15 protein-coding genes are annotated in these 16,499 nt (G+C 38.2%); 9 read left to right on the top strand and 6 right to left on the bottom strand.

Going from position 1 to position 16,499, the window contains the following annotated elements; translation table 11 throughout:
* Window positions 1–31: 31 nt before the first annotated feature.
* Window positions 32–331, bottom strand: coding sequence for a DUF3098 domain-containing protein (locus ODE14_RS08240; protein WP_248392112.1), 300 nt, complete (start codon window positions 329–331; stop codon window positions 32–34).
* 1 nt (window position 332) lies between these two features.
* Window positions 333–1,232: a cell division protein FtsX gene (locus ODE14_RS08245; RefSeq protein ID WP_263603696.1), complete on the bottom strand. Its 900-nt coding sequence runs from the start codon at window positions 1,230–1,232 to the stop codon at window positions 333–335.
* Between the two features lie 92 nt (window positions 1,233–1,324).
* Here ODE14_RS08245 and rsmA point away from each other — a divergent pair, with 92 nt between their 5' ends.
* Window positions 1,325–2,095, top strand: coding sequence for a 16S rRNA (adenine(1518)-N(6)/adenine(1519)-N(6))-dimethyltransferase RsmA (gene rsmA / locus ODE14_RS08250; protein ID WP_263603697.1), 771 nt, complete (start codon window positions 1,325–1,327; stop codon window positions 2,093–2,095).
* 69 nt (window positions 2,096–2,164) lie between these two features.
* Here rsmA and ODE14_RS08255 read toward each other — a convergent pair whose 3' ends face one another.
* A complete protein-coding gene (locus ODE14_RS08255; RefSeq protein WP_263603698.1) occupies window positions 2,165–3,325 on the bottom strand; it encodes a THUMP domain-containing class I SAM-dependent RNA methyltransferase in 1,161 nt (386 codons plus the stop codon).
* A 134-nt stretch (window positions 3,326–3,459) separates the two neighbouring features.
* Here ODE14_RS08255 and ODE14_RS08260 point away from each other — a divergent pair, with 134 nt between their 5' ends.
* Together ODE14_RS08260 and ODE14_RS08265 are read left to right on the top strand one after the other, a co-directional pair.
* Window positions 3,460–4,185: a class I SAM-dependent DNA methyltransferase gene (locus ODE14_RS08260; protein ID WP_263603699.1), complete on the top strand. Its 726-nt coding sequence runs from the start codon at window positions 3,460–3,462 to the stop codon at window positions 4,183–4,185.
* Window positions 4,185–4,913 (top strand): ZIP family metal transporter, encoded by a 729-nt coding sequence (locus ODE14_RS08265; protein WP_263603828.1) that lies wholly within the window; start codon window positions 4,185–4,187, stop codon window positions 4,911–4,913. Before ODE14_RS08260 ends, ODE14_RS08265 begins: the two co-directional genes overlap by 1 nt.
* A gap of 75 nt (window positions 4,914–4,988) precedes the next feature.
* Here ODE14_RS08265 and ODE14_RS08270 read toward each other — a convergent pair whose 3' ends face one another.
* Both ODE14_RS08270 and ODE14_RS08275 read right to left on the bottom strand, forming a co-directional pair.
* Window positions 4,989–6,365 carry an OmpP1/FadL family transporter gene (locus ODE14_RS08270; RefSeq protein WP_263603700.1) on the bottom strand — a complete coding sequence of 459 codons (1,377 nt, stop codon included), beginning with the start codon at window positions 6,363–6,365 and terminating at the stop codon, window positions 4,989–4,991.
* Between the two features lie 53 nt (window positions 6,366–6,418).
* The gene (locus ODE14_RS08275; protein WP_263603701.1) at window positions 6,419–7,480 is read right to left on the bottom strand and encodes a prolyl-tRNA synthetase; all 1,062 of its coding nucleotides are present in this window, start codon (window positions 7,478–7,480) and stop codon (window positions 6,419–6,421) included.
* A 147-nt stretch (window positions 7,481–7,627) separates the two neighbouring features.
* On the opposite strand from ODE14_RS08275, the gene proS reads away from it, so the two are divergent.
* From proS to dnaJ, 5 genes are all read left to right on the top strand, one after another.
* On the top strand, window positions 7,628–9,103 hold the full coding sequence (gene proS / locus ODE14_RS08280) for a proline--tRNA ligase (protein ID WP_263603702.1): 1,476 nt from the start codon (window positions 7,628–7,630) through the stop codon (window positions 9,101–9,103).
* Between the two features lie 124 nt (window positions 9,104–9,227).
* A complete protein-coding gene (locus tag ODE14_RS08285; protein WP_263603703.1) occupies window positions 9,228–10,523 on the top strand; it encodes an OmpA family protein in 1,296 nt (431 codons plus the stop codon).
* 109 nt (window positions 10,524–10,632) lie between these two features.
* Window positions 10,633–11,973, top strand: a complete 1,341-nt coding sequence (locus tag ODE14_RS08290) for an Nramp family divalent metal transporter (protein WP_263603704.1) — start codon at window positions 10,633–10,635, stop codon at window positions 11,971–11,973.
* A gap of 411 nt (window positions 11,974–12,384) precedes the next feature.
* Window positions 12,385–12,921 carry a nucleotide exchange factor GrpE gene (locus tag ODE14_RS08295; RefSeq protein ID WP_248392088.1) on the top strand — a complete coding sequence of 179 codons (537 nt, stop codon included), beginning with the start codon at window positions 12,385–12,387 and terminating at the stop codon, window positions 12,919–12,921.
* Between the two features lie 103 nt (window positions 12,922–13,024).
* Complete coding sequence (dnaJ, locus tag ODE14_RS08300) at window positions 13,025–14,140, top strand: molecular chaperone DnaJ (RefSeq protein WP_248392087.1); 1,116 nt, start codon at window positions 13,025–13,027, stop codon at window positions 14,138–14,140.
* Window positions 14,141–14,236: 96 nt separating this feature from the next.
* Here the strand turns inward: dnaJ and ODE14_RS08305 are convergent, their stop codons facing one another.
* Entirely contained in the window at window positions 14,237–15,127 is an 891-nt protein-coding gene (locus ODE14_RS08305; protein WP_248392085.1) for a DUF808 domain-containing protein, read from the bottom strand.
* A gap of 426 nt (window positions 15,128–15,553) precedes the next feature.
* On the opposite strand from ODE14_RS08305, the gene ODE14_RS08310 reads away from it, so the two are divergent.
* A complete protein-coding gene (locus tag ODE14_RS08310) occupies window positions 15,554–16,426 on the top strand; it encodes an alpha/beta hydrolase (protein ID WP_263603705.1) in 873 nt (290 codons plus the stop codon).
* Window positions 16,427–16,499 lie beyond the last annotated feature (73 nt).

Below are 16,499 nucleotides of genomic sequence, written 5' to 3' on the forward strand. Positions count from 1 at the left end.
CTCTGACAAAGTTTATATCCTAAAATATTGTTTATTTTCTTTTTAAAATAGCATACACCTCGATCACAAATCCTATGACTACAAACAGCGGTGCAATTCTGATTCTACGGATAGAAAAGATCCCGTCATTCCATGAATTCGGATCAAATTTTCCGTCTACGGTATTGGCATCGGCACCCATCATCAGAAGAAATCCAACGATGATAAATGCAAGACCTATCAGCATCCACTTAAAGTTTTCCTTTCCGAAATAAAAGTTTGTTTCCTGAGGTACTTCATTGGGTTCTTTTCCGAAGTCTTCTGCGGAAAATTTATTTGTTTTTTTGCTCATTTTAAGAATAATATAAATCGTCAACGTTTGATCTTAAGAATCTCCAGGTAGCAACTACCGTACTCAGGACCGTGATAAAAATTCCTACTCCGAATACCAGTAATACCAGCCAGAAATACTGATTATTGTCCTGTACGAAGGCTGAACCGATCTGGCTTGTAAAATAGTACCAGATCCCGAACAATGCCAAAAGCCCGATTACGGAACCAATTGCCCCAAGAACAACCGCTTCAATAATAAAAGGCTTAAGAATAAACCTTCTTTTTGCTCCTACAAGCTGCATGGTTTTAATGATAAATCTTTTGGAGAATATTTTCAAGCGGATTGAATTGTTGATTAATACAACCGCCAAAATTAAAAACAATATAGAAAAACCTAAGATCCACTTTAGAATCCTGCTCAGGTTATTATAGACATCCACCATCAGCGTACTGTCGTTTTTTACTTCAGCAATGCCCGGAACAGCTTTGATTACTTTCAGCGCCTCATCAATTTTGGCAGGATCTACATATTCCGGTTTTAATGCAATTTCTATAGATGATGGAAATATATTTTCTTCGAAAAGGGCATCCGTATCGATTCCCATGCTTTTTTTAGCTTCCTGAGATGCCATTTCACGGGTGATATAAGTTGCTTTTTTCACCGGAGCCAGCGTCTGAATTTCCTTGAAAACTTCGGCTTCCATTTTCGCAATCTTTACAGAATCTTTAGCATTATAATTTTCAGCGAAGTAGGCATTCACCACAAGCTGCTCTTTGATATAATCGGAATATTTCTGAGCATTGATTAAAATAAGTCCCATTAATCCCAATAAAAATAACACTAAGGCAATACTTATTACCACTGTAATATTGCTAGACCTAAGCCTTTTCTTATTAAATTCATCTACAGATTTAGCCATTAATATTAAAATTTTTGGCTAAAATAGAAAAAAACTTCCGAAATTTGGGAACGAAAAAGAGAAAATCACTGTTAATAAAATCATAAAAAACATTGAGTGTAAAAGCAAAAAAGCATCTTGGTCAGCACTTCCTGACAGATGAAAACATCGCAAGAAAAATCGTAGAAGGTCTGAGTTTTGATGGCTACAAAAATGTAATGGAAGTGGGCCCGGGAATGGGTGTTCTCACCAAATATCTACTGGAAAAAGATCAACATATTTATCTTGCTGAAATAGATAATGAATCCATTGAATATCTTAAAAATAATTATCCCAAAGTAACGGAAGAAACTTTTGTAGGTGATTTTCTGAAACAGGATTTTCAATTTACCAAAAACGAACAAATCGCTATTATCGGGAACTTCCCGTATAATATTTCATCCCAGATTTTGTTTCAGATCGTAGATCATTATGAGCTGATCCCCGAAATGGTGGGCATGTTTCAGAAAGAAGTTGCTGAAAGAACAGCCGCGGTTCCGAGAACGAAAGATTACGGAATCCTTACTGTTTTGATCCAGGCCTATTATGATACTTCATATTTGTTCACGGTTCATGAAAATGTGTTCAACCCGCCTCCCAAAGTAAAATCAGGGGTTATCCGACTTACAAGAAATCCCAAAGAAGGACTTTCCGGAAATGAAGTTTTGTTTAAACAGATCGTAAAAGCAGGGTTTAACCAGAGAAGAAAAAAACTTTCAAATGCTCTGAAAATTCTCAATATTCCGGAGGCTTTAAAAACCCATGAATTCATGGACAAAAGAGCGGAAGAGCTGAGCGTTGCAGATTTTATTTCATTTACTCAACTATGGAAAAATAATTTGTAATACATTCTAACTCATAAAAAACCTCCTGAATAATGATTAGGAGGTTTTTTTTATTATTTCAAAGTATGATTAATTTTCTAATTTGTGGACTTTTTTAGTTCCTTCATACATTTCGTACTGTAAAAAACGGGTCTCCAGTTTTCCGTTGAAAAGTTTGATTTTTCTTGAAGGGCGAAGTCCTATTTTCTTTACCGCTTCCAAATCCGAAGAAATAAGCCATGCCAGAGTATTAGGATAATTGGTCTTGAAGGTATCTCCTATTTTTTTGTAAAAATCATCATCATTAATAGAAATTCTCTCATCGTATGGAGGATTGAAAACCATTAATAGCGGGAAAAGTTCTTTTTTAGAATCGAAAAAATTCTGTTTCTTAACTTCTATAACGTCTTCCATTTCTGCAGCTTCGATGTTTATTCTCGCGGCATTCAGCATTCTGGCGTCAATATCATAGCCTACTATTTTTCCGGTGAATTCTTTTATTCGATTGACTCTGAATTCTTTTATTTTCGCAAATAAATCGGCATTATAATTTTTCCAGTTCTGGAAAGCAAATCTCTTTCTGAAAAGTTGTGCCGGAAGATCCATGGCAATCATGGCTGCCTCAATTAATAGTGTACCGGAGCCGCACATCGGATCAAGGAAATTTCCCTTTCCATCCCATCCCGCAAGCTGAAGCATTCCGCTTGCCAGAACTTCATTGATGGGTGCTTCCCCCTGCTCTCGTCTGTATCCTCTTTTAAACAAAGGATCTCCTGAAGAATCCAGGGAAATGGTAATCAATTCCCGGTCTATATGAAGATGGAATTTAATATCAGGATTTCGGGTTTCAACATTGGGGCGTCTTTTGAATTTTTCCTGAAAATAATCAACAATAGCATCTTTCATCTTCAGGGTTACGAATTGTGAGTGCTTAAATGTTTCTGAATTTACCGTTGCGTCAATCGCAAATGATTGTTCAACATCCATAAATTCTTCCCAATTGAATTTGAAAAGCCTGTCGTAAAACTGATGTTGATTGAAGGCTTTGAATTCATGAATGGGAACCAGAATCTTTAAAGCCGTTCTTGCAGAATAATTTATTTTATACAAAAAGCCGAGATCCCCTTCGCAGTTGACCGCCCTGTTTTTTACTTCCACCTTTCTTCCGCCGAGTTTTTTAATTTCTTCCGCTAAAATCTGTTCTAGCCCAAAAAATGTTTTTATCTGAATTTGTATATTTTCTGTATCCATATCTTATTATTAAAAGTTTAAATATTTAAGAATTAAAAGATTAGACATTCTGATTATTGCATGATTGAATATTTCGATCTTTCAATATTAAATACTTTTTCCTTTTACCGCACAAATTTAGTTATTTTTGCATTATGGAATGGTTTGAATCTTGGTTTGATACCCCTTATTATCATTTGCTTTACAGTAACAGAGATTACACGGAAGCAGAAAACTTCATTACAAAACTTACGGCAGACCTTCAACTGCCGCCAAATGCTAAGATTATCGACCTTGCCTGCGGAAAGGGAAGACATTCTGTTTTCCTTAATACATTAGGATATGATGTTTTGGGTCTGGACCTTTCCAGAAAAAGCATAGAATTTGATAAAAAATTTGAGAATCAGACATTATCATTTGACGTCCATGATATGAGGAATCCCATTGATGCGGATCCTATGGACGCCGTATTCAACCTCTTTACAAGCTTTGGATATTTTGATAATGAAAATGATGACAAAAAAGTTTTTCATTCGGTTTTTAACGCTCTTAAACCAGGAGGCTTTTTTGTGCTGGATTATCTGAACGAAGAATTCGTACGGAAGAATATTGTTCCTGAAGCTGTCGTAACGCGTGGAGATATCGAATTTAAGATTACAAAAAAAATAGAAGGAAGACATATAATTAAAGATATCCGGTTTGAAGATAAGGGAAAACCTTACCATTTTTTTGAAAAAGTAAAACTTCATACATTGGAAGCGATAAATAGTTACGCTGAAGAATGCGGTTTTGAACGAATTAAAATCTGGGGCGATTATCAGCTGAATGAATTTGATAAAGAAAAATCCCCCCGCTGCATTAATTTATTTAAGAAAAAATGATAACTGTTCTTTTACTGATTTTAAGTGTTGTTTCCGGAGTATTTTTAGGAAAATATTTTGGAAAAAAAGAAAAGCTGGCTAAAAACTTATTAATTTTAAGTGCCGGATTTTTGATTACCATCTGTCTTAACGAAGTCTTTCCTCAGGTATATACTGCGGAAACAGGAACCAGTCTGGGTATCTTCGTCATTATTGGTGTTTTACTACAGATGATTCTGGAAGCGCTCACCAAAGGTTTTGAACACGGCCATTTTCATCATCATAGCGAGCATAATATTCTTCCCGCGGCATTAATGGTAGGACTTTTTATTCATGCATTTATAGAAGGAATTCCTCTGGCAAATGATGAACATGAACTTTCTCCTTATCTATGGGGAATTGTTTTTCACAATCTACCTATATCCTTTATTTTGGGAGCTTTTCTATTTAACAGAAAAAATGAATCCAGATCTGCACCATCCTATCCTTCATTGCTGATTGTAGCTTTATTTGCGCTGGCTTCGCCGATGGGAATGCTGTTGGGTAATTACTTTGATCCGGATCTGCAGCCTTATTTTCTGGCTATTGTAGGAGGTATCTTTCTGCATATTTCTTCAGTCATTATATTTGAAAGCAACAAAAACCATAATATCGACTGGTTGAAAATTGGTTTGGTAATTCTGGGAGTTTCGTTGGCTTTGGTCATGCATCTTTTTCATGATCATGGGCATTTGGGACATCATCATTAGATTACATAACTTCCTGATTAATAAACAAAAGCTCCGAAATTATCGGAGCTTTTGTTTATATAATCTTATATTACATTAGAATTTCCATCCGAAGGTAATAAAGAAGTTATTTCTCACATTTTTCACATCCGATACTGCATATGCATCACTTGAGATCAAACGGCTCGGAGAATAATATCCTGCTTCATAAGCATTATCAACAACTCCATATAAAAACGGATTGCTATATTTTGAGGTCACATTCTGATACGATGCGTCAATATAAAATGATCTGAAATCATATCCCAAACCTACTGAAAGTGCATTCCTGTCATTTAAAATAAGATTATTGTAAGACTGACCTGTGATACCGCCATTATCCGTATATCTGTCAACATTTAGTGCATCAAAAGGACTTGAAGCATACGCATAACCTCCTCTTAATCTGAATTGCTTAATTCTGTATTCTGCTCCGATCTTTACTTCCGAAAGATTTTTGTAATTGTCTTTGAAGAAATCATTCAGTTCAGTCTCTGCATCTCCATATACTTTATATTTAGGCTTTGTTAAACCCAATGTATAATCGACGTTTAAAGCAAAACTTTTATTAGCAATAAATGCAGCACTCAAGGTAGCTTTCATCGGCGAAGTAAGCTTTCTGTCTTCAACAGCATAATCATCACCGTAAATCGGGTCATTATAAAAACTATAGCTTCTGTCAATATTCCAGAAAGTAGGAGTTTCCAATGCAGCACCCAGTCTAAAATTTCGTCCAAATTTTCCAATTACCCCCAGTGATGCCGAAAAACCGTTTCCTCTTTCATAAAAAGGAGTGTTTTGCTTACTGAAGTATTCTGAGCTGCCATTTGATAAAGAATTAAAAATTGCAGTATCAGATTGGTCAATTGACGAATTGAAAAAATTAAGACCCGCTCCAAGATATAAATTATTGTTATAATTTGCACCTACACCAAAACTCGTTTTAGACATATAGCCATATCTGTCATATGCGTGTCTGCCTAATGAAGAACTCGTAGCATCAGGAAAATCATAAATTAAGTTACTATTTCCGGGAGTTTCAATATAATTATCTATCGATTGATTAGAGTAATTCACACCAATGTTGATGAATTTCCATGCACTTTCGGTCATCAATTGGAAGGTCATTACCGCTCCGACATTTCCAAGATCTCCTTTGTTGATCGTATATCCGTAAGACGATCCGGCATAAGAAGATGTGTTCTTATTGCTGGTAACAGAAAGCGTTCCCGAAACTTCTCCTGAAATGGCAACTCCAAGACCGGCAGGGTTGGTAAGAAGAGAATTGGCATCCCCTCCCAGCGCACCGTTAGATCCTGCCATGGCATTAAATTTTGCTGAACCGATATTAGGTGCATTGGAATAAACATCCGTCGTATTCCTTATCACTGAAACATCTTGAGCCTGCGCAAAAAATGCAGCAGAAATACTCATTATTGCTAAAGATTTTTTTAACATTATTTTTTTGAATAGTTATTTAATTTAAATTATCTGCCACCACGGAAGCCGCCGCCTCCACCGCCGCCGGATCTAAAACCGCCGCCGCTTCCTCCGCCAAAGCCACCGCCTCCTGATCTGAAGCCACCGCCACTGTTGGAATTATTAAAGCTGCCATTATTTCTGAAACCGCCGTCATTTCTTGGTTGGGAAGGCTGCTGATAATTGTAATTTGGTCTTGGCTGACCCTGGTTACGGAACCCGCCCTGAGGTCTCACCCCATTTTGATTTCTGAAACCACCATTGGTAGTATTTCCTTGTCTGAAACCACCGCTGTTATTAGATCCTCTAAAGCCTCCATTATTTGCATTGTCTCTGAAACTTCCGGTACCAGTAGAACTTCTTCTGAAACCGTTTGAACTGGTGACTCCGTATTTATTGGCAAAACTTCCGTTATAAGTATTAAATCCTCTTCCGTTAACACCGCTTCTTCTGTAATAAGGAGCATAGTAATTACCTCCCCAGTAGCCGCCGTAGCCCCAATATGGATTATAGCCTCCCCATCCCCAATAAGGATTATAGCCCCAATAAGGTGAGTATCCCCAGCCCATATTCCAGCCGGCGCCCCAACCCCATGAGCCTCCCCATGAAAGTCCGATGCCCCAGCCACCGCCGTAGCCCCAATACGGATTATAGCCTCCGTACCAGCCGCCCCAGCCCCAAGGATTACCCCAACCCCAGCCCCACGAGTTATCGTAGTAGTTGGTTTCACTTCCTGCATACATTCCCCAGTCTGAGTCGGTTGCTGTATTATTCCAGTTATAGTTGTTCCAGTCTTCATAACGCCCTGTTCTGGAATTGATCTCTGCATTCTGAATAAGATTAGAATCATCCTGATAATAATTATAATCCTCTCCTACCCTGTTTCCTCTGTCGTTGATAATTACGCCTTCCGGTAAGGTGTCTTTATTCGGGTCGTAATAAACGCCATCTGTCTCACTGTATCCACCCATCTGGGCACCGCAGGACATAAGTAATAATCCGCCTGCCACCGCTAAAATCCCTTTGGATTTAATGGCGCCAAGCAAATTTTTATGTATATTTCTTTTCATGATAACGTAAAAATTTTTTATTTAAATTATATTTGCAAAATGTACCAAAAATGTACCATTACCACAGGTACAAAAATCTATCAAAAATAGATTTTTATTTTTAGATAACAATAATAGCGAAAAGTTAAAAAAATTAAAAAAAAATTAATGGCAAAATTAACCTCAAGAAGCGAAGATTACAGCAAATGGTATAACGAGTTGGTAGTAAAAGCCGACTTAGCTGAAAACTCAGGAGTAAGAGGATGCATGGTAATTAAACCATATGGCTATGCAATCTGGGAGAAAATGCGTGACGAAATGGATAAAAAATTCAAGGAGACCGGTCACGTAAATGCATATTTCCCGCTTTTTGTGCCCAAGAGCTTATTTGAGGCTGAAGAAAAAAATGCAGAAGGTTTTGCTAAAGAATGTGCCGTTGTTACCCACTATCGATTAAAAACAGATCCTGATAACCCTTCCAAACTGATTGTGGATCCCGATGCAAAACTTGAGGAAGAACTAATCGTAAGACCTACTTCAGAAGCCATTATCTGGAATACTTATAAAAACTGGATTCAGTCTTACAGGGATTTACCGATATTGATTAACCAATGGGCGAATGTTGTACGCTGGGAAATGAGAACACGTCTTTTCCTGAGAACTGCTGAGTTTCTTTGGCAGGAAGGACACACCGCTCACGCCACAAAAGATGAGGCGATTGAAGAGGCTGAAAAAATGAATAAAGTCTATGCCGATTTTGCAGAAAACTTTATGGCAATGCCTGTCATTCAGGGATTAAAAACACCTTCCGAAAGATTTGCCGGAGCTGATGAAACCTACTGTATAGAAGCATTAATGCAGGATGGAAAAGCACTTCAGGCAGGAACATCTCACTTCTTAGGTCAGAATTTCGCCAAAGCTTTTGATGTAAAATTCACCAATAAAGAAGGAAAAATAGAACACGCATGGGCCACTTCGTGGGGAACTTCCACACGTCTCATGGGAGCGTTGATTATGACCCATTCTGATGATTTCGGATTGGTGCTTCCTCCAACACTGGCACCTATTCAGGTTGTAATTGTTCCGATCTTTAAAGGTGAAGAACAGCTTGCTGAAATCAGTGAAGTAGCATTGGATATTCAGGCTAAACTAAAAGCGAAAGGAATTTCTGTGAAATTTGATGATGACACTCAGAACAAACCGGGCTGGAAATTTGCAGAATACGAGTTAAAAGGTGTTCCTGTAAGAATTGCAATGGGTCCTAGAGATCTTGAGAACAAATCGGTAGAAATCGCACGAAGAGACAATCTTACGAAAGAAGTACGTTCTATTGAAGGACTGGATTCTTACATCGAAGATTTGCTGAAAACCATACAACAGGATATCTATAACAAAGCTTTCGAATTTAGAAAGAACAACATAACAAAAGTTGATTCATACGATGAATTCAAAAAAGTTCTGGAGGAAAAAGGAGGATTCCTATATGCACATTGGGACGGAACTGCAGAAGAAGAAGAACAGATCAAGGAAGAGACTAAAGCAACCATAAGATGTATTCCTTTGGATGATGATATCGAGGAAGGCGTATCTCTTATTTCCGGAAAACCTTCAAAAAGAAGAGTTTTGTTTGCAAAAGCATATTAACTTATCTTAAATGAGATTTTGAATCTGCAAAAATCCGATGGATTTTTGCAGATTTTTTTTTATCACAGCCGTTTGGACGAGTTTTTGATAGCATTCTACAACATTAATCTCAAAATAATTTACTATGTCTCTAAACATTATTGATCTTATTAAAGGACAGCTGGGACCGGCTTTGGTATCGCAGGCTGCTTTACAGTTTGGCGAAAGCGAATCGGGAATTTCAAAAGCGATCGGCGGATTACTGCCTGCTGTAGTAGGAGGACTGGCCAATAACTCTGATAATCCTTTAGTATTGGATGCTATCATGAATTCCTCTTCACCGGATATCCTGAATAACCTTTCAGGAAATTCTTCAAATAATTCATCGATTGCCAGTGTACTTACGCAGATATTCGGCGATAAGATGAACGGACTTGTGAATTCTGTTGCTACTTACGCAGAAATCAGTAATAATTCTTCAAACTCTCTTTTACATTTGGTTACCGGCGCAACTGTCGGCACCATCAGCAAATACGCTGCAGATAATAATCTGGATAAAGCCGGAATTTCAGGTCTTCTTAATGACCAGAAAGGGATTGTTTCAACTTTATTGCCTGCAGGACTTTCCTTTGCTTCTCTTAATATGGGAGACTGGGATGCAAGATATAAATTTGACAATGATAGAGATAAGATCAACATGCCGGCTCAGGAGGAACCTAAAATTCAAGTTACCAGAAGTACAACCCTTAATGGAACTTTTCCCGATAAAAATAAAGATAAGGACGGGTCTATCTGGAAATGGCTTTTGCCTTTTTTATTGCTGATTGCCGCAGCTTATTTCATTTGGAGACAGTGTGAACAAAGAGAAACAACGACAACCACTATGGTAACTGATTCCGGCGAAGTGGTAACCGATACCGCAACTACTACCGGAAACAATACCGCGACAGGAATATCTACTACTCAGGCTGATGAAGATATTGATCTGAACGGCACTCCGTTAAAAGGCTACAAAGGAGGTATGGAAGACCGAATGATTGCTTTTCTGAAATCAGACGGTTATAAAAATGCACAAAATGATGACGCATTAAAAGATACGTGGTATAATTTTGACCATGTAAATTTTAAAATGGGAAGTGCCAACCAGCTTGAAGCAGGATCTGAAGGCCAACTTCAAAATCTGGCAGCTATTTTAAAAGCATATCCTGATGTTAAGGTTAAAATAGGAGGTTATACGGATAAAACCGGAGATGAAAACACTAACCAAAAATTATCTGACGATCGTGCAAAATTTATAAGATCATGGCTGGATAAACAAGGTGTTGGATCACAAATTACCGGAGCAGACGGATATGGAAGCGAGTTTGCAACTGTTGATGCCTCTGCTTCTGATGCTGAAAGAGCCGTTGACCGTAAAATGGCGGTGCGTTTTGCAAAATAATTTTATTTAAATATATATTACAGATCCCGAAATGTTTCGGGATCTTTTATTGATGATTTTGTAGTTTTCATTTATTTAATTACTTTTGTTAGTCATTTCTAACATTTTTATGAATCTGAATTTAAAGAACGCCTGGCGACGAGATAAAACCTCAAATTCACTATCTGAAGTATATTCTTCGGTGAAAGTTCCTCAGAACGGAAGTTTCTGGAGGAAATATCTTGCCTTTGCCGGCCCGGGACTGATGGTTGCCGTAGGTTATATGGATCCTGGAAACTGGGCTACTGATATTGCGGGAGGAGCACAATTCGGATATACACTGCTTTCCGTAATACTGATCTCGAATATTTTCGCGATGGTGTTACAGCATTTATCCGTAAAACTTGGAGTAGTTGCCGAAAGAGATCTTGCTCAGGCCTGCAGGGATCATTTTAGTCCCACTACCAACTTTATATTATGGATATTCTGCGAAATTGCCATAGCTGCATGCGATCTTGCCGAAGTGATTGGATCAGCCATTGCACTCAATCTCCTTTTCCAGATTCCTCTTACCTGGGGAATTGTTATAACGACAATAGACGTGCTTTTCATTCTTCTGCTCCAGTCTAAAGGATTCCGGTGGATTGAAAGTATTGTAGGCGGGCTGATTTTTATTATCCTCGCTTGTTTTGTCTATGAACTGGTGATTTCAGAGCCTGCCGTGAACGAAATTTTTGGAGGACTTGTACCGAAAGCAGAAATCGTTCAGAACCCGGCGATGCTTTATATTGCTATAGGAATTTTGGGAGCAACTGTTATGCCGCATAATTTATACCTGCACAGCAGCATTGTTCAGACGAGGGATTATCCAAGAAATAGTGAGGGAAAAAAAGAAGCCATAAAATTTGCAACATTAGACAGCACTTTTTCTCTGATGCTTGCGTTTTTTATTAATGCCGCCATCCTTATTCTGGCTGCTGCTACTTTCCATGTTTCCGGAAATCATGATGTAGCGGATATTCATGATGCCTATAAATTACTAACTCCCATTTTAGGCGCTTCCATGGCAAGTATTGTTTTTGCCGTTGCATTACTGGCCTCAGGGCAGAATTCTACTTTAACAGGAACTCTTGCCGGGCAAATCGTAATGGAAGGTTTTCTGAATATTAAATTAAAACCCTGGCTGCGACGTCTTATAACAAGATTGATTGCCGTAATCCCGGCGTTGATTGTCGCCATTCTTTATGGTGAACAGGGCACTACGGATCTTCTCGTACTGAGCCAGGTCATATTATCCATGCAGCTGAGCTTTGCCGTTGTTCCTTTGGTGATGTTTACCAGTGATAAAGCGAAGATGGGAGAATTCGTGAATAAACCCTTTCTAAAAATCTGTGTCTGGATTATTTCTTTTATTATTATTGTTTTAAATGTTTATCTTCTGTATCAGACATTTTTTGGAGAAGGAATTTAAATAGATTTAATTATTTAGATTAAACTAATAAACCACGCCTTCAAAAATTCTTGAATCTTCGCCACCCTGCATAGAAGGAGACTACCCTGTTCAAGTATATTTATATTGCAAACCGTGATTTCAATGATGGCTAAGGTTCCCGAAGTCACCAAGCCTACTATCCTAGCCGCGATAGTAACGGATACCCCACAGCACGCGTTGGCGGTGAAAGCATGCGGCTGCGCGAGGAGTATGAGTGGATAGCGCGAAAAAGCTCCTAAAAAATGATTGATGATTGATCGTTGATAGTTTTTCCGCAAACTTCTAACTTCTAACCTCTAACTTCTAACTTCTAACTTTCGTCTGCCTAATTGTCACCCTTTCTCCTTTGGCAGAATGTTTGTCAATACTAACCCAAATAAATATTGAATTATGGAAAATCAGGATATCAACGAAGAAAGCATCAATAATCAGGAAGAAACGAATATTCAGAATGAAGCGATTTCAGAAGACAATGTGACAGCAAAACCTTCTGCGGAGGAACTTTTGGCAGAGGAAAAAGACCGTTATATCAGATTATACGCTGAATTTGAAAACTATAAAAAAAGAACGTCTAAAGAAAAAATGGAATTTTTCCAGTATGCCAATCAGGATATGATGGTTTCTATGCTGGGCGTTCTGGATGATTTTGAAAGAGCTTTAAAGGAAATTGCCAAAAATGGTAATCCTTCGGATCTTCAGGGCGTTGAACTGATCTACAATAAATTTAAAAGCAAATTGACCGAAAAAGGACTGAAAGCAATGGAGGTAAATCCGGGAGACAGCTTTAATGTAGACTTCCATGAAGCGATCACGCAGATTCCTGCTCCGTCAGAAGATCTTAAAGGTAAAATTGTAGACGTGATTGAGACAGGATATACTTTGGGAGATAAAGTGATCCGTTTTGCAAAAGTAGTAACCGGAAATTAAAATTTATGAATGATAAATGATGAGTGATAATTGATGTATATTCATTTATTTACCCATTTTAAATATCTATTATCATTTATCAATAATCAATTATAGAAAAGAGATGTCAAAAAGAGATTATTACGAGGTTCTTGAGATCAGCAAATCTGCATCAGCCGACGAGATAAAGAAAGCATACCGTAAAATGGCCATCAAATATCACCCTGATAAAAATCCGGGCGATAAAGATGCTGAAGAAAAATTCAAGGAAGCTGCAGAAGCTTACGAAGTACTGAGCGACGAACAGAAACGTGCCAGATATGACCAATTCGGACATGCGGGAGTTGGCGGAAACGGTGGTTTCGGAGGCGGCGGCTTTGGCGGCGGAATGAACATGGAAGATATTTTCAGTCAGTTCGGAGATATTTTCGGGGGCGGTTTCGGAGGTTTTGGTGGCGGAGGCGGACGTCAGCAGGTTAAAGGTTCCAATTTACGAATCAGAATCAAGCTGAATCTTGATGAAATGGTGAACGGAACGCAGAAGACCATCAAAGTAAAGAAAATGAAGTTTGCTGAAGGGGCGACTTCAAAAACGTGTCCTACCTGCGGCGGTTCGGGAGTTCAGCTGAAAGTCATGAATACGATGTTCGGACAGATGCAGACGCAGACTACCTGCGGAACCTGTCAGGGAATCGGTAAAGTTGCTGATAAAATTCCGGCCGGTGCCAATGCACAGGGACTTATCAAGGACGAAGAAGAAGTTACCATTAATATCCCTGCCGGAGCAAGAGATGGTATCCAGCTTAATGTAAGAGGTAAAGGAAATGATGCGCCTTTCGGCGGTATTCCAGGTGACCTTTTGGTAATTATTGAAGAAGAGGTTGATAAAACCATCAAAAGAGAAGGTGATAATCTTCACCAGGAACTTTATATTTCTTTTGCTGAAGCAGCCTTGGGAACAAAAAAAGAAGTACCGACTGTTGGCGGAAAGGTGAAAATTACCATCGATGCCGGAACGCAATCCGGAAAAATCCTGAGATTAGCAGGAAAAGGCCTTCCAAGCATCGACAGTTACGGAAAGGGCGATATGTTTATCCATATCAATGTCTGGACTCCGCAAAAGCTTACTAAAGAACAGAAAGATTTCTTTGAAAAACAGATGAACAGCGGTGAAATGGTTGCTGAGCCATCCGGAAAAGAAAAAACTTTTTTTGATAAGGTGAAAGATCTATTCAACTAATATATAGTAAAAAAGAGGCTTTAAGCCTCTTTTTTAGTTTCTTTATCGGCGGCTTCTTCGAAGCCGCCGATAAAGAAAAATGAATTTTATTATAAACTATTTCCTTTTAAAAGCCAGCGAATAAATTCCTTTTCCGGCAGTAAAAAGAGCTACTGCAAGCAACCCGCCACCTAATCCGAAAACAAGTTCCTTAAGGATAGAAGGCCACGTTGGAAACAGATGGTGAAAATAATCGATTCTGTGTGCAAAAATTCCTCCGGCTACAAGAATCAGAGCAACAGTACCAATGATTCCCAATCCTTTGATGACAATTGGTAAAGCTTTTACCAAAAAATGTCCCAGCTTTCCAAAAAATCCTTTATCATTACTTTTCTTGATCAATTTGAATCCGGCATCGTCCATTCTTACAATTAAAGCAACAATTCCATACACCCCTACCGTAGCAATAAATGCAACCAGACTTGTTACAAGAATTTGCGTGATAAAAGGATGACTTTCTTCCAATACCGTTCCCAGCGCAATGATAACGATCTCAATGGATAAAATAAAATCTGTGGTTATGGCTGATTTTACTTTGGCTTTTTCAATTTCTTCCGGGCTCTGCCCTTTTGTGTCCTCAACTTCCTTCTCTACTTCATGGCCTTTTTTATCACGGTGGAATAAAAATTCAATAATTTTTTCCATGCCTTCAAAAGAAAGATACAGCCCCCCGAGAATCAGCACATAGTTAATCGCCGGAGCGTATAACCAGTTCAGTAAAAATACAATCGGTAAAATGATTAACTTATTGACAAAAGAACCTTTAGTGATAGCCCACAATACCGGAAGTTCGCGGGATGAAAGAAATCCGGTTGCCTTTTCGGCATTTACTGCCAGGTCGTCTCCCAGAATTCCTGCTGTCTTTTGAGTCGCAATTTTACTCGTTACCGCTACATCGTCCATCAGAGCTGCGATGTCATCCAAAATAGCAAAAAAACCAGATGCCATAAATTTTAATATTTTTTTAATAATTGTTAAACAAAAATAATTATTTAATTTGACTTGTTATAGAATTGATCAAGGTTTTGGAAAGAATTTAAATATACATTTAAAACCATGCCGTTGCAGACAAACGATTGTCAAATTCATGAGTTAAATAATAAAACGACCCTTTTAGGTTCAAATTTCAGGCAAAAAGGTTCAACGATGAAGCAAAAAGGTTCAAAGATCACCCTTTTATACTCGCGGATAAACCTAAAAGCTTCAAATTCCAGGCAAAAAGGCTCAATGATGAAGCTAAAAGGTTCAACAACCAGTCTTTTATACTCAATGGTGAATCTAAAAGACCCAAATTCAAGACAGAAAGCTTTAACTGTGAGTAGAATCATGTTCTCCCTGCTGCTTATTAGTTTATTTTTTCCTTATTTTTAACCTATGAAAAAGCTGATTCTTAATTATCATTTTTTCGTTCTGGGATTAATCAGCTTTGTATTACAGTCATGCAATACAAAATTCAGAGTCTGGGTAGGAACCAATAATGAACAGAAAATATACAATCTCAAGTACGGTGAAAATAAAAGGCAGAAAATGGATGTTTTCCTTCCTTCGGATTATCCCAATGATGCTCCGGTTGTCTTATTGATTCACGGAGGGGCCTGGAAATATGGAAAAAAAGAGCACATGATCCACATTCAGAAAATGCTTTTTAATCATAATATTCCGAGCATCAATATGAATTACAGGCTGGTTTCAAAATCAAAAAAAATCACCTACCGGGAACAGCTGGAAGATATCAATACAGTTATCACCAAGTTCAATGAACTGGCGGAAAAGGCAGAGCTACAGCCAAACAATTATATTCTTTTGGGTGAAAGCGCGGGCGGCCATCTTGCTTTATTGTACGGATACAAGAATCCCGAACAGATCCGGAAAATTATTTCCATGAGTGCTCCTACCGATTTTTATTCTGCTGAATATCTGAATTCGTTCTATTCCAAATATTCTTCCCCTACGCTTCAGGCTGTTGTAGGAAAAAAGTTTCACAGGAAAAATATGTCGGAGGAATTCAAAAAGGCCAGTCCGATAGCTAATGTTTCTGATGTTCCGACTCTGATTTTCCAGGGTAACCAGGACTTTCTGGTGAATAAAAAACAGGGACTTGCTCTTGATTCGGCTTTAACCGCCCGGAAAATTCTGCACAAACTGGTCTTTATGAAAAATACGGGACATGCCCCAAGATTTTTCAACAAGAAAAAAAGAGACACCCTAATTTATCCGAATATTCTGGAATGGATTCAACAAAAATGAGTAATGAGTAATGGGTAATAATCGATGAGTGATGATTGATAATGGTTGATAGTTGATGGTTGATGGTTGATTG

It is taken from the genome of Chryseobacterium sp. PET-29 (assembly GCF_025736815.1).
GTDB classification, from domain to species: Bacteria; Bacteroidota; Bacteroidia; order Flavobacteriales; family Weeksellaceae; genus Chryseobacterium; species Chryseobacterium nepalense.

Bases quoted from the DNA above. Each gene is read 5' to 3' on its own strand.
- ODE14_RS08240 (WP_248392112.1), bottom strand. From the start codon at position 331: ATGAGCAAAAAAACAAATAAATTTTCCGCAGAAGACTTCGGAAAAGAA.
- ODE14_RS08245 (WP_263603696.1), bottom strand. From the start codon at position 1,232: ATGGCTAAATCTGTAGATGAATTTAATAAGAAAAGGCTTAGGTCTAGC.
- ODE14_RS08255 (WP_263603698.1), bottom strand. From the start codon at position 3,325: ATGGATACAGAAAATATACAAATTCAGATAAAAACATTTTTTGGGCTA.
- ODE14_RS08260 (WP_263603699.1), top strand. From the start codon at position 3,460: ATGGAATGGTTTGAATCTTGGTTTGATACCCCTTATTATCATTTGCTT.
- ODE14_RS08270 (WP_263603700.1), bottom strand. From the start codon at position 6,365: ATGAGTATTTCTGCTGCATTTTTTGCGCAGGCTCAAGATGTTTCAGTG.
- ODE14_RS08275 (WP_263603701.1), bottom strand. From the start codon at position 7,480: ATGAAAAGAAATATACATAAAAATTTGCTTGGCGCCATTAAATCCAAA.
- proS (WP_263603702.1), top strand. From the start codon at position 7,628: ATGGCAAAATTAACCTCAAGAAGCGAAGATTACAGCAAATGGTATAAC.
- ODE14_RS08285 (WP_263603703.1), top strand. From the start codon at position 9,228: ATGTCTCTAAACATTATTGATCTTATTAAAGGACAGCTGGGACCGGCT.
- ODE14_RS08290 (WP_263603704.1), top strand. From the start codon at position 10,633: ATGAATCTGAATTTAAAGAACGCCTGGCGACGAGATAAAACCTCAAAT.
- ODE14_RS08295 (WP_248392088.1), top strand. From the start codon at position 12,385: ATGGAAAATCAGGATATCAACGAAGAAAGCATCAATAATCAGGAAGAA.
- dnaJ (WP_248392087.1), top strand. From the start codon at position 13,025: ATGTCAAAAAGAGATTATTACGAGGTTCTTGAGATCAGCAAATCTGCA.
- ODE14_RS08305 (WP_248392085.1), bottom strand. From the start codon at position 15,127: ATGGCATCTGGTTTTTTTGCTATTTTGGATGACATCGCAGCTCTGATG.
- ODE14_RS08310 (WP_263603705.1), top strand. From the start codon at position 15,554: ATGAAAAAGCTGATTCTTAATTATCATTTTTTCGTTCTGGGATTAATC.